Here is a 23,248-nt window from a genome sequence, read left to right as displayed (position 1 = left end):
TTTTTCCTCTGGGCGGATGTTTAGGAGCTTTTATGCAACAAATGAACAATATCCTATTAGTATCTAATGCGAAAAATAGTGCTGGCTCAAGTAAAATGTTGGGGCAAGATGCTAATAGTGAAGACTTTTCTGCCGCTTTGGCTTCAGTGACATCTATTAGCTCATCCTCGACTAACACCAATGTTTCTCCAGATGTTTCTGCCAAATCGGCAAAACAGAAAACAGATATTGATGATACTAGTGCAGATGATGAAGCTGATATTAGCTTGATTTTTGCTCAAATAGGCATGGCAAACGAGATGAAAAAAGCGGCCGCTCCGAGCGACTCTTTGCCGCTTGAAGCTCAATTAACGACAGAAGATGCCGCTAGCATCTTAGCCCCTGCAACAGAGGATGGCGCTTTACCAACGGAAGAGACTATCAAGCCAACTTTTTTAGATGAGCTAGCGAAATTTGCTCAGTCAAATGAAGTTACCGTAACGAATGACACATTAGATGCACAAGTTTTAGAGCAAACGGGTACATTTGTTTTTCAACAAGAACGAGCATCTGCACTTCCAGAAGATATTATAAATAAACAAAATCAGTCAATTAATACAGTAGGTTTGATTGCAACGGCGAATACTGAAACTGTGGATAAGACTGGCGCTTCGACCGATGATACGCTTATAGATGATGCATCAATGCTTGCAGAGATGCGAACTGAAAAATGGGTTAAACCGCCAGAACCCCCCATTTTACCGATTGAAGGGGAATCTATCTCTGAAGCTAACAAGTTAGAGGCGAAAGAGGCTGAACTAAGCAATAAGTCGATAAATCTGTCGCTCCCATCAATTGATAAAACGACTGCGCCAACGGTTGGACAGTCACCGTCAATCAATACAGCTAATGTGTCAGTTACCGATGCTGATGCTGTGATATTAAACTCTACGACTAAAGAGCTTGATGCCTTAGGTGCGGTTTCGGTTGAGCCTAATGCTATTGACGACAATCCTTCACGCGCCGAAATTTCGGCAGGATTATTGTTAAAAGATGCCAAGTTAGCCGTCACACTGGATTCGCGGCAAGAAAACGCCTTATCTTCGCTCGATACTGGCCATGAAGAATCTGTTACAGAATTTAAGCCTGTTGATTTTAAAGCGGTATCGATACAACACTCTTTAGCTAACCAGCAAATTCAACGCCAAGAGATACCACAGGTTCATCTTTCCTTACGTCAAGGCGTTGAAAACCAAAATCAGATGCAGGAAATGATCCAGCGCTTTTCTCCTGTGATGAAACAGCAGCTTGTTACTATGGTTAGCCAAGGTATTCAACAGGCGGAAATTCGCCTAGATCCACCCGAACTTGGACACATGATAGTGAAAATACAAGTTCATGGTGAGCAGACGCAAGTGCAATTCCATGTTGCTCAGACACAGACCCGCGATGTGGTTGAGCAAGCGATTCCTCGTTTACGTGAATTATTACAAGAACAAGGCATGCAGCTCGCTGACAGTCATGTCTCTCAAGGTGACCAAGGACAACGCCGTGAGGGAGGATTTGCAGACAGTGGCGGTGCAAGTGGTGGAAATGTGGATGATTTCTCGGCAGAAGAACTCGATTTAGGTTTAAATCAAGCAACTAGTTTAAATTCGGGTATAGATTATTACGCTTAAGCAGGTAACCTATAGTAACAAAGTGGATTATAAACTGAGCCTTAATCCCATTCCCAAATTTAGCCTATTAAAGAGAACAGAAAATGGCCAAGGAAGAATCACTAGAACTTGAAAGTACTGAAGCACCAAAAAGTAAAAAGAAGCTATTTATTTTTATCGGTGTGGGTGTCTTTGTTGCGCTATTAATTGGTGGCGCGCTTTGGTTTTTCCTTGGAAGTAGTGAAGAGGCTCCTGTCGAGGCCGAAGGTGCTAAAACCGAAACGGCAGCGCCGGCTGCTGAGCCGGCATTGGCAGCTTATGTGCCGATGCCTCGCCCATTTTTATTTAACCTTCCAGGACCGGATCGCGCTCGGCTTGTCGAAATCAAAGTGCAACTTATGGTCAGAGGTCAAGATGATGATGTGTTGACCCAAAAGCACATTCCATTGATTGAAGATGCGCTGCTAACCACTTTTAGTGGTGCCGATGTGCAAAAGCTAAGTACACAGGCGGGTAAAGATGAATTACGACAATTAGCCCTGTTGAGCGTACAAAACACGTTGCAATCTGTAACGGGACGTAAAGTGGTTGAAAAAGTGCTCTTTACTGGTTTTGTCATGCAATAACCTTTCATCTTCAGCACCTTAAAGAGGCGAAGACAATACTGTGAGTGATTTATTAAGCCAAGACGAAATTGATGCGCTCTTACACGGGGTCGATGATGTCGAAGAGGATGATGAGCTTGATGCCGCTGGGCAGGAGGCTCGTTCCTACGATTTTTCTTCCCAAGATCGGATTGTGCGTGGTCGTATGCCCACGCTCGAAATTGTTAATGAGCGTTTTGCCCGTCACCTGCGGATCAGCATGTTTAACATGATGCGTCGCGCGGCCGAAGTGTCGATCAACGGCGTGCAAATGCTCAAGTTTGGTGAGTACGTACATACCCTATTCGTCCCAACCAGTCTGAACATGGTACGTTTCCACCCCCTAAAAGGTACTGCGCTGATTACCATGGAAGCGCGACTGGTATTTATTTTGGTGGATAACTTTTTTGGTGGTGATGGCCGTTTCCACGCCAAGATTGAAGGGCGGGAATTTACCCCCACTGAACGGCGTATTGTGCAGTTATTACTTAAAATTATCTTTGAAGATTATAAAGATGCTTGGGCACCCGTGATGGATGTGGAGTTTGATTATTTAGACTCCGAAGTTAACCCAGCGATGGCTAACATTGTCAGTCCAACTGAAGTCGTTGTCATTAACTCCTTCCATATCGAAGTGGATGGTGGTGGCGGTGATTTCCACATCACGATGCCATATTCGATGATTGAGCCAATCCGCGAATTACTCGATGCGGGCGTACAGAGTGATAAACAAGATACCGATATGCGTTGGTCGCAGGCGCTGCATGACGAGATTATGGACGTTAAAGTAGGCTTTGATGCCACCGTGGTTGAGCACGAACTCACACTCAAAGATGTAATGAACTTTAAGGCTGGGGATATTATCCCTATTGAATTACCAGAGTACATTATGATGAGAATTGAGGACTTACCGACTTACCGCTGTAAAATGGGACGTTCACGAGATAATCTAGCACTTAAAATTTACGAAAAAATCCCTCGTCCTGAGACGGTCAAATCCGAATTACAATTAGTGACGCGTAAAGGCAAAGCTAGAGACATATCAGAATTATAAAGGTGGAGTGAGATGAGTACAGATGATGATTGGGCAGCAGCGATGGCCGAACAAGCTCTGGAAGAGGCTAATGCCGTTGATCTTGATGAGCTAGTGGATGACTCACAGCCGATTAGCAAGGCAGAAGCGGCTAAGTTAGATACCATTTTAGATATACCTGTGACGATTTCGATGGAAGTTGGTCGCAGCTTCATCAGTATCCGTAACCTGTTACAGCTGAACCAAGGTTCAGTAGTTGAGCTCGACAGAGTTGCAGGTGAACCGTTGGATGTGATGGTCAATGGCACGCTTATCGCCCATGGTGAAGTGGTGGTGGTAAACGATAAATTTGGTATTCGCTTAACAGATGTAATTAGTCAGACTGAGCGAATTAAAAAGCTTAAGTAATATCACTCATTAAGAAAAAGCCTGAAGGAGCGAGATGAGCACATCGGTAATTCTCAATGCCGCGTCAGCAGCTCAGGCGAGTGTCGCTGAAGTGGCCACCCAAGGTGCAGTGGCGACAGCAAAAGTGACTGAGCCATCACAAATGGCAGCAGCGGCGAGTATGCTCGGTGGGCTTATTTTAGTTCTGTTGCTTATTTTCGCCTTAGCTTACCTGCTAAGGCGATTTAATTTAGTGCCAACCAATCATAGTGTGCTCAAAACCCTTGCAGTAACATCCCTTGGTCAGAAAGAGCGCCTTGTTTTAGTTCAAGTGGGTGAACAGCAGTATTTACTTGGCGTGAGTGGGCAACAAGTTAATTTAATTGATAAATTAGCTGAGCCTATCGAAATTGAGTCCGTATCTTTTGCGGACAAGCTACGGCAGGCGAAATTAAAACAATGATCAAGTACATCCTTACTTTTATTGGGCTTAGTACGCTGTTGTTTGCGACATCCGTCGGAGCGGCAGATGGCGTATTGCCCGCTGTAACCGTAAAAACCGCCGCCGATGGTTCGACCGAATATTCGGTTACCATGCAAATCCTATTGCTAATGACTTCGCTGAGTTTTTTACCCGCCATGGTCATTATGTTGACGTCCTTTACCCGCATCATTGTGGTGCTCTCCATTTTGCGCCAAGCGATTGGTTTACAGCAGACTCCGTCTAACCAAGTCTTAATCGGTATGAGCCTGTTTATGACCTTTTTCATTATGGCGCCAGTGTTCGACAAAATTTATGACCAAGGGGTAAAACCTTATATTGATGAACAGCTTACTCTGCAACAGGCCTTCGATAAGGGCAAAGAGCCATTACGGGCATTTATGTTAGGGCAAGTGCGTACCACGGATCTCAAAACCTTTATCGATATTTCGGGTTACCAGAATATTAATTCACCCGAAGAAGCACCAATGAGTGTGCTTGTGCCTGCATTTATCACCAGCGAGCTCAAAACGGCCTTTCAAATTGGTTTTATGTTGTTTGTGCCTTTTTTAGTACTCGATTTAGTGGTTGCCAGTATCTTAATGGCCATGGGGATGATGATGCTCTCGCCTATGATTGTGTCATTGCCCTTTAAAATTATGCTGTTTGTACTTGTTGATGGCTGGGGGCTTGTGATGGGCACCTTAGCCAATAGCTTTGGTTAGACAGGCGGAGTACTGAGATGACGCCAGAAGCGCTAATCGATATTTTTCGCGAAGCTTTAGCCGTTATTGTGATGATGGTTTCGGCTATTGTTCTGCCTGGGCTCGGCATTGGCTTAATTGTGGCGGTATTCCAAGCTGCGACCTCAATTAACGAGCAAACTTTAAGTTTTTTACCTCGACTTATTGTGACCTTGCTTGCTTTGATGTTAATGGGTCATTGGTTAGTACAGACCTTAATGGATTTCTTTATTGAAATGGTTAACCGTATTCCTCAAGTGGTAGGTTAATCCCATGGAGTTGCTGCTTGATACGTTAATGCAAACTATTGCTTCGTATATGTGGCCACTGTTTCGCGTCGCCAGTATGCTGATGGTTATGGTGGTGTTTGGCGCGGCAACAACTCCCACTCGTGTGCGTTTACTTCTTGCTATTGCCATAACCCTCGCCATTGCCCCCGTGTTGCCGCCCGTTAAGGATGCAGAACTCTTTTCCTTAAGCGCCGTTTTTATTACTGCACAGCAAATTATTATTGGTGTTGCCATGGGTTTTGTGACCCAAATGGTGATGCAAACCTTTGTGTTAACGGGTCAGATTATCGGCATGCAGACCAGCTTAGGTTTTGCCTCTATGGTTGATCCGAGTTCAGGACAACAAACTCCAGTGATTGGTAACTTCTTCCTGTTGCTCGCAACCTTAATTTTTTTAGCTGTTGATGGTCATCTGTTGATGATCCGTATGCTTGTGGCCAGTTTTGATACACTGCCGATTTCTAATGTGGGATTAACGTTGACCAGCTATCGCGCGTTGGCGGAATGGGGGTCTTATATGTTTGGCGCGGCATTAACTATGTCGCTGTCAGCAATTATCGCGTTATTGGTAGTCAATTTATCCTTTGGGGTTATGACCCGCGCTGCACCACAGCTAAACATTTTTTCGATTGGTTTTCCGATTACGATGATCGGTGGATTGTTAATTTTATGGTTAACCTTAACTCCTGTTATGGCTCATTTCGATGAAGTATGGTCATCGGCACAGCTTTTGCTGTGTGATATTTTAGGGCTTCAGTGTCAAGCTGATGGCATACTTTAACCGGATAGGAACGCGTAATGGCTGAAGAAAGTAGCGGCGAACGCAGCGAGGAACCCACCGGGAGGCGCCTCGAACAGGCGCGGGAAAAAGGTCAGGTTGCCCGTTCCAAAGAATTAGGTACGGCCACAGTTCTGCTTTCGGCTGCAACAGGACTGTATATGCTCGGTCCTGGTATTGCAAAAGCACTTTCCAATGTGTTTGAACGTGTGTTTACCATGGATAGAGCTGCAATTTTTGATACTAATCAAATGTTTAATGTCTGGGGCGTTGTCGGCGGCGAAATAGGTTGGCCGTTGCTTAAGATTATGCTGCTGATTGTGGTGGTGGCATTTATCGGAAACGTGTCCCTTGGTGGAATGAATTTTTCTACCCAAGCCATGATGCCTAAAGCCAGCAAAATGAGCCCGATTGCGGGTTTTAAACGGATGTTTGGTGTGCAAGCCTTGGTTGAATTAACGAAGGGCATTGCTAAGTTTTCTGTTGTTGCGTTGGCGGCATATTTTCTTCTAAATCATTACTTTAATGATATTTTACTCCTTTCTGCCGATCACCTTCCTGGGAATGTCTACCACGCCTTAGATTTACTGGTATGGATGTTTATCCTACTTTGCTCTTCCGTATTATTCATTGTGGTAATCGATGTGCCATTTCAGATCTGGAACCATAATAAACAGCTGAAAATGACAAAGCAGGAGGTCAAAGACGAGTATAAAGATACCGAGGGTAAACCTGAGGTCAAAGGGCGAGTCCGCCAAATGCAGCGTGAATTAGCGCAGCGACGCATGATGGCCGAAGTTCCCAATGCGGATGTGATTGTGGTGAACCCTGAGCACTATGCAGTGGCGATAAAATATGATGTTAAGCGCTCTGCAGCACCGTTTGTGATTGCTAAGGGCGTCGATGAGGTTGCCTTTAAAATTCGTGAGGTAGCAAGGGCGCATAATATTGCCATTGTTACTGCACCACCACTTGCGCGGGCTATTTACCATACAACGAAACTTGATCAACAAGTCCCTGAAGGTCTATTTACCGCGGTAGCACAGGTACTCGCTTATGTATTCCAGTTAAGGCAGTATCAAAAAGGGCGTGGCCGCAAACCTATCCCTATTCCCGTTAATCAACCTATTCCTGAAGATCTGAAGTACTAGGGCGTGTTGACGTTTCATGGTTATTTTTGCAGCAATTAGGCTGGCTTTTATGCAAGGCAAAGTCCGTGCCGTGTAGTTATTCTACATAAACGGACGATAACGCGGCAGAAAAGCCAGCCAAATGCAGCCATCAGTAATCGTCTTGTAAGCCCTTACTCTTACTTTCTGTCATAAAAGCAGCTCGTCATTTGAGTAGAACAACCACACATCTTTCTTCGTTTCGCGCCAGAATGAACAAAATATAATCTTGAAATCTCAACAAGTCGTAGTAACGAGTAAATAGTGCTCTAACGTAAAGTTAGCTAGCTACATATTAGCTTTACTACCTGATTGTTAGTTGTTGGCGTGCTTTTTGCTTTTAGGCAGTTATACGTCAAAGTTTAGGTATCTGTGAATGGATGTTAAAGCCTCCTTAGGCCAAGTAAAACAGTTGAAGCTAAGCTCTTTTAAGGGCATAGGTACGCCAGCACTAGTGCTTGCAGCATTGGCGATGATTGTACTGCCAATTCCCCCGTTTCTACTCGACATCTTATTTTCCTTTAACATTGCTTTAGCCTTGATTGTGCTTTTGGTCGCGATTTATACCGATAGACCTTTAGACTTTGCTGCCTTTCCAACCGTTTTATTAGTTGCGACACTGCTTCGACTTGCACTTAACGTGGCATCGACCCGTGTGGTATTACTCGAAGGTCACAACGGTGGTGATGCGGCGGGTAAGGTCATTGAAGCCTTTGGCTCCGTAGTGATTGGTGGTAACTATGCCGTTGGTCTAGTTGTATTTATCATTCTGATTATTATCAACTTTGCTGTTGTTACCAAAGGTGCTGGCCGGATTGCTGAGGTGAGTGCTCGCTTTACCTTGGATGCGATGCCTGGTAAGCAAATGGCAATTGATGCTGACTTAAATGCGGGGATTATTAATCAAGATCAAGCCAGAACTAGGCGGGCTGAAGTCACCCGCGAAGCTGACTTCTATGGCGCAATGGACGGTGCGTCTAAGTTCGTTAAGGGCGATGCTATCGCGGGTATCATGATTTTAGTGATCAACATTCTCGGTGGTTTTATTATCGGGATTGTGCAGCATGGTTTGACATTCTCTCAAGCGGTTGAAATTTATACCCTCTTAACAATAGGTGACGGGTTAGTCGCCCAAATCCCAGGCTTATTACTGTCAATTGCTGCGGCATTGATGGTAACTCGCCAAAATGAATCTGGCGATATGGGTCAGATGTTGATGAGTCAGATGTTTGACAGTCATAAATCGCTAGGGATTGCTGCTGGCGTATTGTTCGTTATGGGGATTGTGCCTGGAATGCCGCATATGGCGTTTTTAAGTTTCGCCGTTTTAACGGGATGTGCGGCTTATTTTATATTTAAACGTAATGAGGCTAAACGTGCCAAAGCCCTCGAACAAGTCAAAACGGGCCCAACGGAAAGAGCCGAAAGAGAGCCTAAGGAACTTAGCTGGGACGATGTGCATCATGTCGACACTATTGGTCTTGAAGTGGGTTACCGTTTGATTCCCTTAGTCGATAAAGGTCAAGGTGGAGAATTACTCAGCCGGATCAAGGGCGTACGTAAAAAGCTTTCGCAAGAATTGGGATTCTTGGTTCCTGCGGTTCACATACGTGACAATTTAGACCTTTCGCCTAATGCCTATCGTATTTCTCTTATGGGCGTTGTTGTGGGTGAGGCGGATATTCGCCATGACTGCGAGCTCGCCATTAATCCGGGACAAGTGTACGGTAAGTTAGATGGCATTGAGACCCGTGATCCTGCCTTTGGTCTCGAAGCCGTGTGGATTGCCCCTGAGCTGCGTGAACATGCCCAAACCTTAGGGTATACGGTAGTGGATGCAGCGACGGTAGTGGCAACTCATATCAGCCAAATATTGACGAATAATGCAGCAAAACTTTTAGGCTACGAAGAAGTGCAACAACTGATGGATATGCTTGCTAAACACTCGCCTAAGTTGGTGGATGGCTTTATTCCTGATGTGATGCCGCTCGGAAATGTCGTAAAAGTGATGCAAAACCTATTAAATGAAGGAGTTTCTGTCAGAGACTTGCGTACCATAGTGCAAACTTTGTTAGAATACGGCACTAAGAGTAACGATACTGAAGTGTTAACGGCAGCGGTGCGTATCGCATTGAAGCGCATGATAGTTCAAGAGATCTCAGGCCCTGAACTCGAAATACCTGTCATAACTTTGGCGCCAGAATTGGAACAGATGTTGCATCAATCAATGCAAGCAACTGGTGGCGATGGTCCAAATATCGAGCCAGGTCTTGCAGAGCGTATGCAGCAATCCTTAGCGGATGCCGCTCAAAAGCAAGAAATGGTTGGCCAGCCCGCTATTTTGCTAACGTCAGGTATGTTACGTGCGACACTGTCTCGCTTTGTTAAATATACTATTCCTAATCTCAGAGTGATTTCTTACCAAGAAATCCCCGATGAAAAGCAAATACGCATAGTGTCTGCCGTCGGCCAGTAGAGGACGCATAAGTGAAGATTAAACGTTTTTTTGCCAAAGACATGCGTGCTGCACTGGCCCAAGTGAAGGACACGCTCGGCTCCGATGCGGTGATTATGTCCAATAAAAAGGTGAATGGCGGTATTGAGATTGTCGCTGCCGTTGACTACGACGAGCCAAAAGCGAAAGCGCCTGCTGCCACTCCGACCTTTATGGATGTGAGTGATGACTTAGTTTCGCTCGGCGCCAAAGCGCCGATCCGCGCTGAAACTAAGCTAAAACCCTCGGCGCCAGCGGACTCACTCCAAGCCTTGCTTGAGAAGCAACAAAATCGTTTAAACCAACAACTCACGCATCAACAACAAGATGCAGAGCTTCCTGCATGGGCTAAAGGATTACAAGCTACCGCAGCTGCGCCTAAAGCTGAGCGCCGTGATATGGGCAATCCCTTCGATAAAAAGTCACAGAGTTCGCAAAAGCAAAATGCCGATCTTGAAGCCATGCGCGACGAGTTATCATCCTTACGTAATTTGTTGACCCATCAGGTTTCAGCATTGATGACTGAGCATAAAAAGCGTATCGACCCTGTCGGTGCCATGCTGGAGTCAAAGTTGTTGGAGGCCGAGTTTTCACCAGCGGTGGCAAACAAATTAGCTGCGCTGAGCCAACACTATACTCCTGCAGAATTAGTTCGTGCACTGCCGCAAAGTCTTGCGAATATGCTTGATAATCAAGGTGATGATATTGTTAAGCAAGGCGGTGTTGTGGCATTAGTTGGTCCCACTGGTGTGGGGAAAACCACTTCCTTGGCTAAACTGGCCGCACGCTTTGCTGCTCACCATGGTGCTGACCAAGTGGCATTGATTACCACAGATCATTATCGTATTGGCGCCTATGAGCAATTGGCCACCTATGGCAAAATCATGGGCTGCCCAGTCAAACAAGCCCATGACCTTGCTGAACTAGAGCAAATTCTGTATCAGTTTAGAAATCGCAAGCTAGTATTGATAGATACCGCGGGTATGGGCCAACGAGATATGCGGCTTTACCAGCAACTTGATAATTTAACTGCAAATAGCAGAATACCTATCCGCAGTTATCTGGTACTGTCTGCCACAGGACAGCGCCGCGTGCTGCAAGATGCTGTAAATCACTTTAAACGCATTCCCTTATCTGGTGTTGTACTCACCAAACTTGATGAATCTGTGTCTTTAGCGGGCGCATTAAGTGTGTTGATCCAAAGTGGATTGCCATTAAGTTATGTTACGGATGGGCAGCGAGTGCCCGAAGATATGAAAGTTGCTGATACTTTGATGCTCGCTGAGCAAGCATTAGCGGCCTTAGAAAACACAGAACAACAATCGTTACCAGACACAGCGTGGTCAGATAATATGACCTGTGCATTTGAGTAGAGTTATGACCCTGGATCAAGCAAGTGGTTTACGTATGATTAATCAACCCTATAACGAAAAAGTGAAAGTAATCGCGGTTACGGGTGGTAAAGGTGGTGTGGGTAAAACCAGCGTATCCATCAATACTGCTGTAGCATTAGCCGAGAAGGGCAAGCGTGTCTTAGTGCTTGATGCTGACCTTGGCTTAGCAAACGTCGATGTCATGTTAGGGATCCGTGCTGAACGTAACCTTTCCCATGTATTGTCTGGCGATGCTGAGTTAGATGACATTATTGTCCGGGGGCCTAAAGGTATTGGGATTGTGCCAGCTACATCGGGTACTCAGGGCATGGTAGAGCTAAGTCCTGCGCAACATGCGGGCTTAATTCGTGCTTTCAGTGAGATGCGCACCCAGTTTGATATTCTCATCGTGGATACTGCCGCGGGGATTTCTGACATGGTACTCAGTTTCTCCCGTGCGTCACAGGATGTGTTGGTTGTTGTTTGTGACGAACCAACGTCTATTACTGACGCCTATGCGTTAATCAAAATCCTCAGCCGTGAACACGGCGTCTTCCGCTTTAAAATTGTTGCAAATATGGTGCGTAGTTTACGCGAAGGTATGGAATTGTTTGCTAAACTCAGTAAAGTGACCGACAGATTCTTGGACGTGGCACTTGAATTAGTTGCGACCATTCCATTTGATGAAAATTTGCGTAAATCGGTTCGCAAGCAAAAGTTAGTGGTTGAAGCTTATCCTAAGTCTCCCGCTGCAATTGCTTACCAAGGTCTAGCGAATAAAATTATGAGCTGGCCAGTACCACAGCAACCTGGTGGGCATTTGGAGTTTTTCGTTGAGCGCTTAGTTCAACGACCAGATTTTCAAGAGGAAAAAACGAGTGAATAAAGCCGCAGCGTATACTTGTTTAGACAATAAAACGTCAATCGTTGAACAGTATGCACCGTTGGTTAAAAGAATTGCACATCACTTGCTCGCCAGATTACCTGCCTCTGTGCAGTTAGATGACCTGCTACAGGCGGGGATGATGGGATTATTAGAAGCATCATCTAAGTTTGATGGCGGTAAAGGTGCAAAGTTTGAAACCTTCGCCGGCATAAGGATCCGTGGCGCCATGTTGGATGAAATCCGCCGTGGCGATTGGGTTCCTCGTTCTGTCCACCGAAATAATCGTCGAGTTGCCCAAGCCATTGATGAATTAGAGCAAGTGCTAGGTCGTGATGCGCGCGACACAGAAATTGCAGAAAAACTTGATATGACGCTCGATGAGTACCATCATATTCTTAATGATGTTTCTGTTGGTAAAATCATAGGGATAGAAGACTTAGGCGTATCACAGGATATACTCACTACAAGCGATGATATTAGCGATGGTACGTTTGAGGTCTTGGCAGAAACCCAGTTTCATTCTGCACTTGTTGAGGCGATAAAATTATTGCCCGAAAGGGACGCGCTAGTGCTATCGTTATACTACGATGAAGCATTGAATTTAAAAGAGATTGGCGCCATTCTTGAGGTAAGCGAATCGCGTGTTAGCCAGATATTAAGTCAGGCAATGTTGCGACTCAAAGGCAAACTCAAGCATTGGACATAAGTATAATTATTAATTGAGCACTGAATGTCAGCTCACCGGAGGAAACCTTGGACAAGAATATGAAGATTCTCATCGTTGATGACTTTTCGACAATGAGACGTATCATCAAGAACTTGTTGCGAGACTTGGGCTTTAACAACACCCAGGAAGCGGACGATGGCTCAACCGCCTTGCCAATGTTGCAAAAAGGCGATTTTGATTTTGTCGTTACAGACTGGAATATGCCAGGCATGCAGGGTATCGATTTACTTAAAGCCATTAGGGCCGATGACTCCTTGAAGCATCTACCGGTATTAATGGTCACTGCCGAGGCAAAACGTGAACAAATTATTGCTGCTGCACAAGCGGGTGTGAATGGGTATGTGGTAAAGCCTTTTACCGCAGCAACATTGAAAGAGAAGCTAGATAAAATATTCGAACGACTCGCTTAAGCAGGGATGAGCTATGAAGTCACATACATCAGGGCTCATCACGCTCGAGCATGCTCAGCGTTTAGTCGAACTGTTAAGCGCGAATGAACAAAATCAAGCTGATGATTTATTAAGAGAACTGGCAGCTCCTCTTCAGAGGGAACTTTTTGATGAGGTAGGCAAACTCACTCGCCAATTGCATAGCGCTCTTATGGATTTCCAAATCGATAATCGGTTAGTTGAGTTAGCCAATACAGAAATACCCGATGCTAAGGAACGGCTAAGTTATGTCATTGACATGACTGAACAAGCTGCAAATAAGACTATGGATGCTGTTGAGGAGTGCTTGCCGTTAGCGAATGCATTAACCGCGAACATCCAACAAGTGATGCCATCGTGGGACAAATTAATGCGTCGTGAAATTGCCCTCAGTGATTTTAAGGTGCTTTGCCATAACGTTCAGCATTTGATGTCGCGAAGTGAATTGGACTCAAACCGATTACGCGAATTGCTCAACCAAATATTGATGGCGCAGGATTTTCAAGACCTGACTGGACAAATGATCCGCAGGGTAATCGATCTAGTGATGGAAGTTGAAAGTAATCTGGTGTCTATGCTGACGGTGTTTGGTGAGCAGCCAATAATTGAGAGTCAGATTACTCAGAAAAATAATATTGAAGCTGAAGGGCCGATAATGAATGCCGAGCTTCGTCAAGATGTAGTAACAGGTCAAGACGAAGTGGATGATCTGCTATCGAGTCTGGGTTTCTAACTGGGAGTCAATTTGATGGCCTTTGATGTAGATGAAGAGATACTCCAGGACTTTTTAATCGAGGCGGGGGAAATATTAGAGTTGCTTCAAGAGCAGCTTGTTGCCCTTGAGAATAATCCTGATGATACTGACTTGCTAAATGCCATTTTTAGGGGGTTTCACACCGTAAAGGGCGGCGCAGGTTTCCTAAGTTTGACTCCCATGGTTGATGTCTGCCATGAGGCAGAAAACACATTCGATTTATTGCGTACTGGCAAGCGCAGTGTCACAGCAGAATTAATGGATATTATTCTTCAGGCTGTTGATGCGATTAACACCATGTTTGCTCAAACCCAGCAGGGAGAGCAACAAGATCCTGCTGATGCTGCATTACTTGCAAAGTTAAAGTTACTTAGTTCTGGTGAGCCTCTGCCGTCAGAATTAGGACAAACTGCGTCAGAGCCTGAATCTATTGCTGAGCCCGAACCCGAGCCCGTTATTGAAACTGTTGTTGACGTTGTCGCAGTTGAAGAGATGCCTGTTGAGGCTGTGAGTTCTTCAAACTCAAGTATTGATGAGATTAATGAAGCGGAGTTTGAGGCTTTGCTTGATGCACTGCACGGTAGTGGAAAAGGTCCCGGTGTGACTAACACTACTAATGCTGATGCTGTGGCAGTACCCACTGCGTCAACTCCCTCTGTATCAAATACAGCCAAGCCCAAAGTACAACAAGCTACCAGCTCGGGTGATGATATCACTGACGATGAGTTTGAAGCCCTGCTTGATGAGCTTCATGGTTCAGGAAAATTTAATGGCAAAGTAGATACACCTATATCACCTCAGCCTAAGGTTGAAACTGTTGCTGTGCCAGTGTCAACACCAACACCAACTGCTGTTGCTGTCGATTCAGACGAAATTACTGACGATGAATTTGAGCGTTTACTCGACGAACTTCATGGAAAAGGTGGGGCACCAGCCAAAGCTGTTGCAAAAGTGGAATCTGCGAAACCGACTCCCACTCCTGCCACATCTGCTGCGGCTCCTGCTGTGCCTAAAGCCAGTGTTACTCCGGTAACACCTCCAGCAGTTAAACCTCAGGCCGAAGTTGCGCTCGCCGAGAAGGCTCCTGTTAAAGCGGCCGCTGCCGCATCAGCAAATGTTCCTCAAGGTGAAACGACCGTTCGCGTAGATACTGCACGACTCGACCAAATCATGAATATGGTGGGAGAGCTGGTATTAGTACGTAACCGTTTGGTAAGTTTGGGCATTAGTCGTGATGACGAAGAGATGTCTAAGGCACTCGCGAATCTAGATTTAGTGACTGCTGACTTGCAAGGTGCGGTCATGAAAACCCGTATGCAGCCTATCAAAAAGGTTTTTGGCCGTTTCCCTCGCGTTGTTCGTGATTTAGCCCGTACGCTCAATAAAGAAATTGATTTAGTGTTGGTCGGTGAAGAAACTGACCTTGATAAAAACTTGGTTGAGGCGCTTGCGGATCCTTTAGTGCACTTGGTTCGTAACTCGGTCGACCATGGTATTGAAATGCCAAATGACCGTGAAGCCTCTGGTAAACCCAGAACGGGGACGATTACTCTATCGGCAAGCCAAGAGGGTGACCATATTCTGCTAAAAATCGAAGATGATGGCGCAGGTATGGATCCCGAAAAGTTAAAACAAATTGCCATTAAACGTGGCGTGCTGGATGAAGATTCCGCTGCGCGTATGACGGACAATGAAGCTTATAACTTGATCTTTGCCCCAGGCTTTTCGACTAAGGTCGAGATTTCAGATATCTCTGGTCGTGGCGTGGGGATGGACGTGGTTAAAACCCGTATCACCCAACTCAACGGTACTGTGCATATTGACTCGATGAAAGGCAAAGGCACCATACTTGAGATTAAAGTGCCGTTAACCTTGGCAATTATGCCAACGCTTATGGTTGATGTTGCGAAACAAGTTTTTGCATTACCTTTATCCAGTGTTAATGAGATTTTTCATCTCGATCTTACCAAAACCAACATTGTTGACGGACAACTCACTGTCATCGTTCGCAACAAGGCCGTGCCGCTCTTCTATCTAGAGCATTGGTTGCATAGAAATAAAACTACCTTCAAACATGGTGACAAGAAACATGGTCATGTTGTGATAGTGCAGTTAGGTATGATGCAGATCGGTTTTGTTGTGGATGCATTGATTGGCCAAGAAGAGGTGGTGATTAAGCCACTGGGAGCCTTGTTGCACGGTACGCCAGGTATGGCTGGGGCAACGATTACATCCGATGGTGGTATTGCGCTCATTTTGGATGTTCCTGGGTTATTAAAGCATTATGCGAAAAATAAAAGTTAGTTCCCAAGTTAAGGAATGGAATGGCCATTAAAGTATTAGTCGTTGATGACTCAAGCTTTTTTAGACGACGTGTTAGTGAAATAGTCAATCAAGATCCTGAACTGGAAGTGATCGCGACGGCTGCTAACGGGGCTGAAGCGGTGAAGATGGCTGCTGAGCTTAATCCCCAAGTAATCACTATGGACATTGAAATGCCTGTCATGGACGGTATCACCGCCGTCCGTGAAATCATGGCAAAGTGTCCAACCCCGATTCTGATGTTTTCATCATTAACCCATGATGGCGCTAAGGCCACCTTAGACGCCCTAGATGCGGGTGCGTTAGATTTTTTACCTAAACGTTTTGAAGATATCGCGACCAATAAAGATGAAGCGATTTTGTTATTGCAGCAAAGAGTCAAGGCTCTTGGTCGTCGTCGAATTTTCCGTCCAGTGGCGCGTCCTAGCGTTGCCCCAATTACCCCAAGACCAAGCTCTGGCTCGGTATTAGGGAATGTGGCCACTCCTGTTCAAAGTGCACCTGCGCCAGTGCGCACGTCATCTGTATCGTCTATTCGTGCTAGTGGTAAGCAATACAAATTATTGTTAATTGGTACGTCGACGGGGGGGCCTGTCGCCTTACAGAAAATTTTGACTCAGTTTCCAGCAAATTATCCGCACCCTATTTTGCTGATCCAACACATGCCAGCCGCTTTTACCCCAGCATTTGCAAATCGTTTAAATGGTTTATGTAAAATCGAGGTAAAAGAAGCGGCAAATGGCGATATTTTGCGTCCAGGTTGTGCGTATCTAGCGCCAGGTGGAATGCAGATGATGGTAGAGCGTACAGGCGTCACAGGCCGAATAAAAGTGCTCGCTGGTAGTGCTGAAATGAATTATAAGCCTTGTGTCGATATCACTTTTGCTTCAGCCTCAAAAGCCTACGGTGGAGATGTGCTTGCTGTAGTGTTAACTGGAATGGGAGCTGACGGCCGAGAAGGAGCACGCATGCTTAAAGCTGCCGGTGCGACCATTTGGGCGCAGGATGAAGCGAGTTGCGTCGTTTATGGTATGCCTCAAGCAGTGGCCAGTGCGGGTATTGCCACTCAATCCATTTCATTGGAGCACATGGCTGAGTCGATTTTAAAAGAGTCTGCACGTGGCTAGCAGCAAGTCACAGATAAGCACAAATATTGTGCTTATTATGGTGCTAATGATGATGACGATCGTTTGTCTTGGTGCCTTAAGTTTCGATTATCATCGAAAAAACATAAAATTGCTTGCTGATGTTAAACGCTTAGCATCGACCCAAGTCGTGCTCATGGTGCCTGATGAGCAAGCTAAGGTCATTGCTGATTGGCTTGCCACACACCCAGAACAAACTAAGGCTATGCTAAAAATGGTGGCGCCTGGTGAACATAATGCAGTGACTCTTGGGCCTGAAATGCCAGCGGCGGATGGTAATAATATTCCGCCTTTACTTGAAAAAGTGCCTGAGATGGATAAACAACAGTTATCCTCTCAGTCACCTGCTGAATCATCAGTCTCTTTGCGTTTGCAAAATGAAGCAGCATTGACAACAGAGGTTCGACAGGAGTCGACTCAAGTTCCTGTGGTGATTTCGGAAAATGCCGACGGTGTTAAGGTGATAAGTCTGCCTAACGGTGGCATAAGAGTCACGACAAGGGAAGAAGAGTAACGTGGTGGGCCGCGATCATTCCACTTATAAATGGCACAGAATCAACATTTAAGAGGTCAGTGCTTTGAAAGTCTGGACCATAGCGAATCAAAAAGGTGGGGTCGGTAAAACCACTTCGGTAGCAAGTTTAGCGGGAGCACTCGCTAAACGGGGTAAGCGCGTCTTGATGATTGATACCGATCCTCATGCTTCACTCGGTTACTACCTTGGGGTTGACTCAGAAGAGGTGCCAGGTTCTCTTTTTGATGTATTTGTTGCGCACAATCATCTTACAAAAGAGCTAGTTAAATCGCATATCGTACCAACTTTGGTGGATGGTTTAGATTTATTACCGTCGACTATGGCGCTAGCAACACTGGATAGAGCTTTAGGCCATCAAGAAGGCATGGGACTTGTCTTGCGTAATTTGCTTGCCCTTGTTGCTGATGAATATGATGTTGCCATCGTCGACTGCCCGCCTGTCTTAGGTGTGCTGATGGTGAATGCGTTAGCCGCGAGCCAACATATTGTCATTCCTGTGCAAACAGAGTTCTTAGCGATTAAAGGGCTTGAGCGCATGGTCAAAACTATGGAAATCATGGGGCGGTCAAAGAAGACTCGTTACAGTTATACCGTAGTCCCAACCATGTTTGATAAGCGTACTAAGGCATCTCCTGCTGCGTTGCAGGTGTTGAGTGAACAGTATGGTGAGAGTCTATGGCGTGATGTTATTCCTGTAGATACTAAGTTTAGAGACGCAAGTTTAGCGCATTTACCCGCCTCCCATTATGCAAGCGGTTGTCGTGGTGTAAAGGCCTATGAAAGATTATTAGATTTTCTTTTAGCTGGGGAGTTTGGCCATGTCAAAATCGGTTGATGAAACTGTTTTTGATTTTTTTGAATTATTATTGCACGAAGACGATAGTGCCTTTGGTGCTTCCCCCATTAAATCTCAAGAAAATGTTGCGACCGCTTTTGATAGCAGTAAAAAAACGGAAACTCAGCAGCTCAATAATGCCATTTTGGCAGAGCATGAGCGGTCTAAAGCGGATGTTAAAGCTACTCTAGAGCCTGAAGTACAACCTATTCGGGCAAAAAGCATTGTTACTGTCTCCTCTAAGGAAAGTGCTGAGCCGTTAGTGAATAAACAGTCGCTAGAGCGCCTGCTTGCGCCAGTCCTAAAAGCGGAAGCTACAGTTGTTGATAAGCCAACTGAGGTTATCGAGCAACCTTTACCAGCACCCAAGCAACCTGTAGCAATAACGGTGGCTGATGTTGATGAGACTGCGAATGTTGCGCCGACGCAAGTCGATAACTTATCGACTGTGCCCGACACCCAAGTCGGCTTTGCGCCTCCAAGTGTGACAAAAGATCTGCAAGAAGTACTCGATGATGAGTTTCAAGTACTATTCTTTAAGGTAGCTGGGTTGACGTTAGCGGTTCCATTAGTCAGTCTCGGTGGTATCGTCAAAGTAGAACGGATTAATCATATTATTGGCCGTCCTTCTTGGTTCCTTGGTGTACAAACTCATCGAGAAGAACAGTTAAATCTAGTGGATACCTGTGCATGGGTTATGCCAGAAAAATACACAGATAAACTGGCGCAATCGGTAAATTATCAATATCTTGTATTATTAGAGGGCAGTAATTGGGGATTAGCTTGTGAGTCCCTGCTTAATGCAGTAAAAATTACCAAATCGCAAGTAAATTGGCGCAGCAAAGCAGGGAAACGTCCTTGGCTAGCTGGTGTGGTTAAAGAACAAATGTGTGGCATTTTGCACGTACAAGCCTTAGTTGAAATGCTTGATGCGGGTTTAGGCTGTCAGGACTCCATTGGTTGAGGTAAACATGAAAGATACAAGAAATGTCGCAGCCGTGGCTGCAAGTAAAGATGATGCAGTATTGCAGTGGGTTACCTTTAAGTTAGACAACGAAACTTATGGTATTAATGTCATGCAAGTGCAAGAAGTGCTGCGTTATACCGAAATTGCTCCCGTACCTGGTGCACCACACTATGTTTTAGGGATTATCAATTTACGCGGTAATGTGGTTACTGTTATTGATACCCGCTCACGTTTTGGGTTGCAATCAGCAGAAGTGGATGATTCGACACGTATCGTGATCATCGAGGCAGAAAAGCAAGTCATTGGTATTTTGGTCGATAGTGTTGCTGAAGTCGTTTACTTACGCCGTTCTGAAATTGATAACGCGCCTAACGTTGGTACAGAAGAGAGTGCGAAGTTTATTCAAGGCGTCAGCAATCGTGATAATGAGTTGTTGATCTTAGTTGATTTAGACAAACTATTATCTGATGAAGAGTGGGCTGAGTTAAATCAACTCTAAATATTCATCGGAGGCGGCAGATAGTGTCTATCTGCCGCTTTGCTTTTTGTTATGCGAACGATTCATTTGGCTTTAATTTACTCTTTTAGTTTTAGAATGCCACTTGATGAGTCGGTGCTGATTTCAGCTGATTGTGATGCGTAGGGATGATGAATGGGCGATGAATTTTTAATCGCAGCCTTAGTTTATGTGATTGCGTGTTTAGGTTTAGTTCTTTACCTTCAGAAACAATTAAGTAAGTTGCGCAGTAAAGTTGAAGCGTTAACCGTATTAGTGAAAGAGGGCGATCGTCAGCGCGAGGGCTTTAAGCGTGAAATGCAGGAGCTTCGAAGCGGTACCATTGGTATGGGACGTCGTGTGATTGAGCTTGAAAAACGCTTACATCAACAATCTGAACGCATTGAAGAATCTACTCAACAGGATCCCCAAGCAAAGCTTTATACACGTGCGATGAAGATGGTGGCCCTCGGAGCTGGTGTAGATGAGCTAATCAAAGAGTGTGAATTGCCTAAAGCTGAAGCTGAGTTGTTAATTCGTTTACACCGTAAATAGGTGAATAATTTGGGACGCACTTCGTGACTCTCGGCCGCAGCAAAGTGCTGCTCTAGAACGCCACGTTGTGGCTCTAGGAGCTAGCCACTTTTGCTTTAAGCCTTATCAACAATCTTCTTATGCATATTGTTCCATTGTTCTGGGAATTTTCCGTCCAACATATACACAAATGCGATTAATTCGGCGATAAGCAGATACAGTTCTCTTGGAATTTCTTCGCCTAATTCAAGCAATCGAAGAAAGTTACTCAGGTGCGGATCTTGGTGAATATAAACGCCTGAGGCCTTTGCTAGAGCGATAATTTCGTCAGCGATTAGCCCTTCACCCGATGCGACTACTTTAGGCGCATGTTTTCCGTCATAACTCAAGGCAACTGCTTGCTGGGTTTTGTATTCTTCCGCCATAGATAGACTCTTTAATTATGCTCTTGTTTTCACAAGAAAATGATCACCAGGCAGCAACGTTGCTGGAACTGGTGCTAATTGGGTGGATAATTCACCCGGTGTAAATCCTAATTGCGATAGTTTTTGTCCCAGTGGAGCCAGAAAGTTATCTACTCGGCGAAGTAATGACTGACTGTCACCTTTGAACTGAATATCTAGTACTTGTTGGTGAAAACGTGCCGATATCAGTAATGGACCCTGGGCGAGATTAAACTTCAATTGTAAATTCCAGCCTTTATGATGTTGCTGTTCATCGCTATCGGCTTCTCGCTCGAATTTACCTTCTAATTGTTCATGACGTTGATTAATCCCATAGGGAAGGGCAAAAAACCACACTAAATTACCATTATTTTCACTACTGGCTTGTTGATAAAGCTGTAGGCTTGAAGCTAGTTGTACCATGCTTTCTAGGCCGCCAGCTTTACTAAATTGTCCCAGCTGGTGGTTAGATAATCCGATTCTAGTTTGGAGTTGCTCTAAGTAATCGGCCAATTTAGCACTCATTTTACTATTGGCATTATTTGCCCTAAACCCCAATAACAACTGAAACAATGAGCTAATGGCTCCCGCATTGAATAGCATTGAGGCTTGAGCGAGCTGCGGCGTTGCTAAATTTAAGGTTGCGAGACCAAGGATGCTGTCTTTTAGTTCGTTTGGATCGCTTAATTGACCTAAAGGATGTGGGCCTAGATGAGGCAAATGTTTTAACAGCTCGGCAGCTAAGTTTGTGCTAGCTCGAGAGACCATCTGCTCGATGGGGAGAGCACCGGCCTTGGTAAAGGCTTTTTGAAGCACTTGATTAACATTGATATTGGCTTCGTTGAGCTTATTTTGTTTGTCAGCACCTAACGAGTCTGATGGGGTTTTAAGATTTAGCTGTGTTTCATTACCGGACAAATTTTTGGTCATCGCTAACTCATTAGCGGGGACCTGTGGTTTAGTCTGTAAGCTGCTAAAGTCCGATTTTGCATGTTGACTTTGCAAAGCAGTTGACACCGTTACGGTATTTTTTACATCCGATGCGCTTGCATCTTTAGTCAGTGCCTTAGGTTCAGGAATAGCCGTTTTGGGATCAATTTGTTGATTGGTAGTTTGTCCTGTCGTCAGCTTTGCTTCTGTGGTGGATTGTAAATTGACGCTAATAGCAATCTTGGATGGTGAGTTTTTTACGGATGTCACTTCATCCGCAATAGAACCCGTTTGAGTCTGGGATATTTTTATGTCGGAAATTGATCCACCTTGGGTGCTAGACGTATTCACTTTTGCAGCAGTGCTATCCGTTTGGGGGACTAAGCCCTCAAGTTTCCGTAAAAAACTCGCAATAATCTGAACGGGTTCCATTTTGCTTATCACAACATGACTCGCTTGCTTGTCAATAATGGGAAGCTGAGTTTCATTTATCGGAGCGCCAATTTGGATTTCGAGTTTGCTCAGTATTGGGGTCAACACTAAAATAGGTTTCCCTTGTAAAAGGGTAATTTTTGCTTGATATTCACCCGCATTAAGTCGTGTTCCTGGATCCTGTGGCACAACAGTTCCATTAGTAAATTGGAATTCTTTTGCAGTAACAATGACATTAGGGAGGGGGTAGCCCTGTGGGCGGGCAGAGAGAGCGTATAATTTTGTCTCTGAAATCCCATTTTGTTGTGCAAGTAATGTGATCGCTTCTGGGAGCTTAAGGTTGACTGTCGAACCCAAGGCAATCAGTTGCGAGGTTTGGGTCATAGCACTCGATTCAGAGGGGCTATTCACGACTTGATTGACTAAAAATTGACTAGCAATAATTAATGCTTGGCGTTGCTGAGCATTAACGAGCTTTAAATTATATTCTGTACCGTTTAGAATAATACTATCGCCTTCAGGAGATAGTTGGACTTCAGCGGGAATAGGACGCGCATTGGTGCTCAGGGCAGTGTTCTGAGTCCCTGAAGTGATTAATGGTGCGTTGGTAATCTGACTAAGTGGAATCGACTCCATACTAAACCTTTGTTGGAATAACTCGCGGTGCGTTATTTAAAAAATTAACAATTGACCAAACTGTTTTGCCAAGTATGCTTATGCGCTTTGTAAAGTCAGTGGCATTTTGTCTGTCATACTTAGTATACGACTCGGATGACTAATCTTTT

Annotated in this window: 24 protein-coding genes; 22 read left to right on the top strand and 2 right to left on the bottom strand. The window is 45.0% G+C overall.

The window, feature by feature from the left end:
• Positions 1–32 precede the first annotated feature (32 nt).
• The 22 genes from MMG82_RS09715 to MMG82_RS09610 all read left to right on the top strand — a co-directional run bounded on the left by MMG82_RS09715 (position 33) and on the right by MMG82_RS09610 (position 20,679).
• Positions 33–1,658, top strand: a complete 1,626-nt coding sequence (locus tag MMG82_RS09715) for a flagellar hook-length control protein FliK (protein WP_047539528.1) — start codon at positions 33–35, stop codon at positions 1,656–1,658.
• An 83-nt stretch (positions 1,659–1,741) separates the two neighbouring features.
• Positions 1,742–2,263 (top strand): flagellar basal body-associated protein FliL, encoded by a 522-nt coding sequence (gene fliL, locus MMG82_RS09710; RefSeq protein ID WP_037420354.1) that lies wholly within the window; start codon positions 1,742–1,744, stop codon positions 2,261–2,263.
• A 40-nt stretch (positions 2,264–2,303) separates the two neighbouring features.
• Positions 2,304–3,335 (top strand): flagellar motor switch protein FliM, encoded by a 1,032-nt coding sequence (fliM, locus tag MMG82_RS09705; RefSeq protein ID WP_037420356.1) that lies wholly within the window; start codon positions 2,304–2,306, stop codon positions 3,333–3,335.
• 12 nt (positions 3,336–3,347) lie between these two features.
• On the top strand, positions 3,348–3,722 hold the full coding sequence (fliN, locus tag MMG82_RS09700) for a flagellar motor switch protein FliN (protein ID WP_037420360.1): 375 nt from the start codon (positions 3,348–3,350) through the stop codon (positions 3,720–3,722).
• A gap of 34 nt (positions 3,723–3,756) precedes the next feature.
• Complete coding sequence (fliO, locus tag MMG82_RS09695; protein WP_037424769.1) at positions 3,757–4,164, top strand: flagellar biosynthetic protein FliO; 408 nt, start codon at positions 3,757–3,759, stop codon at positions 4,162–4,164.
• On the top strand, positions 4,161–4,907 hold the full coding sequence (fliP, locus tag MMG82_RS09690; protein WP_047539529.1) for a flagellar type III secretion system pore protein FliP: 747 nt from the start codon (positions 4,161–4,163) through the stop codon (positions 4,905–4,907). Before fliO ends, fliP begins: the two co-directional genes overlap by 4 nt.
• Before the next feature lie 17 nt (positions 4,908–4,924).
• Positions 4,925–5,194, top strand: a complete 270-nt coding sequence (gene fliQ, locus MMG82_RS09685) for a flagellar biosynthesis protein FliQ (protein ID WP_037420368.1) — start codon at positions 4,925–4,927, stop codon at positions 5,192–5,194.
• Between the two features lie 4 nt (positions 5,195–5,198).
• Positions 5,199–5,996, top strand: a complete 798-nt coding sequence (fliR, locus tag MMG82_RS09680) for a flagellar biosynthetic protein FliR (protein ID WP_037420371.1) — start codon at positions 5,199–5,201, stop codon at positions 5,994–5,996.
• A gap of 17 nt (positions 5,997–6,013) precedes the next feature.
• Entirely contained in the window at positions 6,014–7,144 is a 1,131-nt protein-coding gene (gene flhB, locus MMG82_RS09675) for a flagellar biosynthesis protein FlhB (RefSeq protein ID WP_037424768.1), read from the top strand.
• A gap of 394 nt (positions 7,145–7,538) precedes the next feature.
• A complete protein-coding gene (flhA, locus tag MMG82_RS09670; protein WP_037420379.1) occupies positions 7,539–9,638 on the top strand; it encodes a flagellar biosynthesis protein FlhA in 2,100 nt (699 codons plus the stop codon).
• A gap of 11 nt (positions 9,639–9,649) precedes the next feature.
• A complete protein-coding gene (flhF, locus tag MMG82_RS09665) occupies positions 9,650–11,029 on the top strand; it encodes a flagellar biosynthesis protein FlhF (protein ID WP_037420382.1) in 1,380 nt (459 codons plus the stop codon).
• Between the two features lie 4 nt (positions 11,030–11,033).
• Entirely contained in the window at positions 11,034–11,915 is an 882-nt protein-coding gene (locus MMG82_RS09660; RefSeq protein WP_047539532.1) for a MinD/ParA family protein, read from the top strand.
• A complete protein-coding gene (locus tag MMG82_RS09655) occupies positions 11,908–12,621 on the top strand; it encodes an RNA polymerase sigma factor FliA (RefSeq protein WP_047539533.1) in 714 nt (237 codons plus the stop codon). The genes MMG82_RS09660 and MMG82_RS09655 overlap by 8 nt, the downstream gene beginning before the upstream one ends.
• A 47-nt stretch (positions 12,622–12,668) precedes the next feature.
• The gene (gene cheY, locus MMG82_RS09650) at positions 12,669–13,052 is read left to right on the top strand and encodes a chemotaxis response regulator CheY (RefSeq protein WP_007649667.1); all 384 of its coding nucleotides are present in this window, start codon (positions 12,669–12,671) and stop codon (positions 13,050–13,052) included.
• A gap of 13 nt (positions 13,053–13,065) precedes the next feature.
• Entirely contained in the window at positions 13,066–13,803 is a 738-nt protein-coding gene (locus tag MMG82_RS09645) for a protein phosphatase CheZ (protein WP_037420388.1), read from the top strand.
• A gap of 15 nt (positions 13,804–13,818) precedes the next feature.
• On the top strand, positions 13,819–16,128 hold the full coding sequence (locus MMG82_RS09640) for a chemotaxis protein CheA (protein ID WP_173944675.1): 2,310 nt from the start codon (positions 13,819–13,821) through the stop codon (positions 16,126–16,128).
• Positions 16,129–16,148: 20 nt separating this feature from the next.
• Positions 16,149–17,273, top strand: coding sequence for a chemotaxis response regulator protein-glutamate methylesterase (locus tag MMG82_RS09635; protein ID WP_047537078.1), 1,125 nt, complete (start codon positions 16,149–16,151; stop codon positions 17,271–17,273).
• 37 nt (positions 17,274–17,310) lie between these two features.
• Positions 17,311–17,805 (top strand): membrane anchored protein in chemotaxis locus, encoded by a 495-nt coding sequence (locus MMG82_RS09630; protein WP_109277579.1) that lies wholly within the window; start codon positions 17,311–17,313, stop codon positions 17,803–17,805.
• Positions 17,806–17,869: 64 nt separating this feature from the next.
• Positions 17,870–18,661 carry a ParA family protein gene (locus tag MMG82_RS09625; RefSeq protein WP_037420395.1) on the top strand — a complete coding sequence of 264 codons (792 nt, stop codon included), beginning with the start codon at positions 17,870–17,872 and terminating at the stop codon, positions 18,659–18,661.
• Positions 18,645–19,625, top strand: a complete 981-nt coding sequence (locus MMG82_RS09620; protein WP_241406802.1) for a chemotaxis protein CheW — start codon at positions 18,645–18,647, stop codon at positions 19,623–19,625. Before MMG82_RS09625 ends, MMG82_RS09620 begins: the two co-directional genes overlap by 17 nt.
• Before the next feature lie 7 nt (positions 19,626–19,632).
• Positions 19,633–20,127, top strand: coding sequence for a chemotaxis protein CheW (locus MMG82_RS09615; protein WP_011073088.1), 495 nt, complete (start codon positions 19,633–19,635; stop codon positions 20,125–20,127).
• A 153-nt stretch (positions 20,128–20,280) separates the two neighbouring features.
• Positions 20,281–20,679, top strand: a complete 399-nt coding sequence (locus MMG82_RS09610) for a DUF2802 domain-containing protein (RefSeq protein ID WP_037420401.1) — start codon at positions 20,281–20,283, stop codon at positions 20,677–20,679.
• A gap of 95 nt (positions 20,680–20,774) precedes the next feature.
• Here the strand turns inward: MMG82_RS09610 and MMG82_RS09605 are convergent, their stop codons facing one another.
• Both MMG82_RS09605 and MMG82_RS09600 read right to left on the bottom strand, forming a co-directional pair.
• Positions 20,775–21,083 (bottom strand): EscU/YscU/HrcU family type III secretion system export apparatus switch protein, encoded by a 309-nt coding sequence (locus MMG82_RS09605; protein WP_037420403.1) that lies wholly within the window; start codon positions 21,081–21,083, stop codon positions 20,775–20,777.
• Between the two features lie 15 nt (positions 21,084–21,098).
• Positions 21,099–23,099, bottom strand: coding sequence for a flagellar hook-length control protein FliK (locus tag MMG82_RS09600; protein ID WP_241406801.1), 2,001 nt, complete (start codon positions 23,097–23,099; stop codon positions 21,099–21,101).
• Positions 23,100–23,248 lie beyond the last annotated feature (149 nt).

The organism is Shewanella sp. MM_2022_3 (assembly GCF_022557375.1).
Taxonomy (GTDB): domain Bacteria; phylum Pseudomonadota; class Gammaproteobacteria; order Enterobacterales; family Shewanellaceae; genus Shewanella; species Shewanella xiamenensis.
Note: the sequence above shows the minus strand (reverse complement) of the source record. Positions and strands in the feature narration are given on the sequence as shown.

Bases quoted from the DNA above. Each gene is read 5' to 3' on its own strand.
- fliP (WP_047539529.1), top strand. From the start codon at position 4,161: ATGATCAAGTACATCCTTACTTTTATTGGGCTTAGTACGCTGTTGTTT.
- fliR (WP_037420371.1), top strand. From the start codon at position 5,199: ATGGAGTTGCTGCTTGATACGTTAATGCAAACTATTGCTTCGTATATG.
- MMG82_RS09660 (WP_047539532.1), top strand. From the start codon at position 11,034: ATGACCCTGGATCAAGCAAGTGGTTTACGTATGATTAATCAACCCTAT.
- MMG82_RS09645 (WP_037420388.1), top strand. From the start codon at position 13,066: ATGAAGTCACATACATCAGGGCTCATCACGCTCGAGCATGCTCAGCGT.
- flhA (WP_037420379.1), top strand. From the start codon at position 7,539: ATGGATGTTAAAGCCTCCTTAGGCCAAGTAAAACAGTTGAAGCTAAGC.
- MMG82_RS09715 (WP_047539528.1), top strand. From the start codon at position 33: ATGCAACAAATGAACAATATCCTATTAGTATCTAATGCGAAAAATAGT.
- flhB (WP_037424768.1), top strand. From the start codon at position 6,014: ATGGCTGAAGAAAGTAGCGGCGAACGCAGCGAGGAACCCACCGGGAGG.
- fliO (WP_037424769.1), top strand. From the start codon at position 3,757: ATGAGCACATCGGTAATTCTCAATGCCGCGTCAGCAGCTCAGGCGAGT.
- fliQ (WP_037420368.1), top strand. From the start codon at position 4,925: ATGACGCCAGAAGCGCTAATCGATATTTTTCGCGAAGCTTTAGCCGTT.
- MMG82_RS09610 (WP_037420401.1), top strand. From the start codon at position 20,281: ATGGGCGATGAATTTTTAATCGCAGCCTTAGTTTATGTGATTGCGTGT.
- MMG82_RS09600 (WP_241406801.1), bottom strand. From the start codon at position 23,099: ATGGAGTCGATTCCACTTAGTCAGATTACCAACGCACCATTAATCACT.
- MMG82_RS09620 (WP_241406802.1), top strand. From the start codon at position 18,645: ATGTCAAAATCGGTTGATGAAACTGTTTTTGATTTTTTTGAATTATTA.
- MMG82_RS09605 (WP_037420403.1), bottom strand. From the start codon at position 21,083: ATGGCGGAAGAATACAAAACCCAGCAAGCAGTTGCCTTGAGTTATGAC.
- MMG82_RS09635 (WP_047537078.1), top strand. From the start codon at position 16,149: ATGGCCATTAAAGTATTAGTCGTTGATGACTCAAGCTTTTTTAGACGA.
- MMG82_RS09630 (WP_109277579.1), top strand. From the start codon at position 17,311: ATGGTGCTAATGATGATGACGATCGTTTGTCTTGGTGCCTTAAGTTTC.
- MMG82_RS09615 (WP_011073088.1), top strand. From the start codon at position 19,633: ATGAAAGATACAAGAAATGTCGCAGCCGTGGCTGCAAGTAAAGATGAT.
- fliN (WP_037420360.1), top strand. From the start codon at position 3,348: ATGAGTACAGATGATGATTGGGCAGCAGCGATGGCCGAACAAGCTCTG.
- fliL (WP_037420354.1), top strand. From the start codon at position 1,742: ATGGCCAAGGAAGAATCACTAGAACTTGAAAGTACTGAAGCACCAAAA.
- MMG82_RS09640 (WP_173944675.1), top strand. From the start codon at position 13,819: ATGGCCTTTGATGTAGATGAAGAGATACTCCAGGACTTTTTAATCGAG.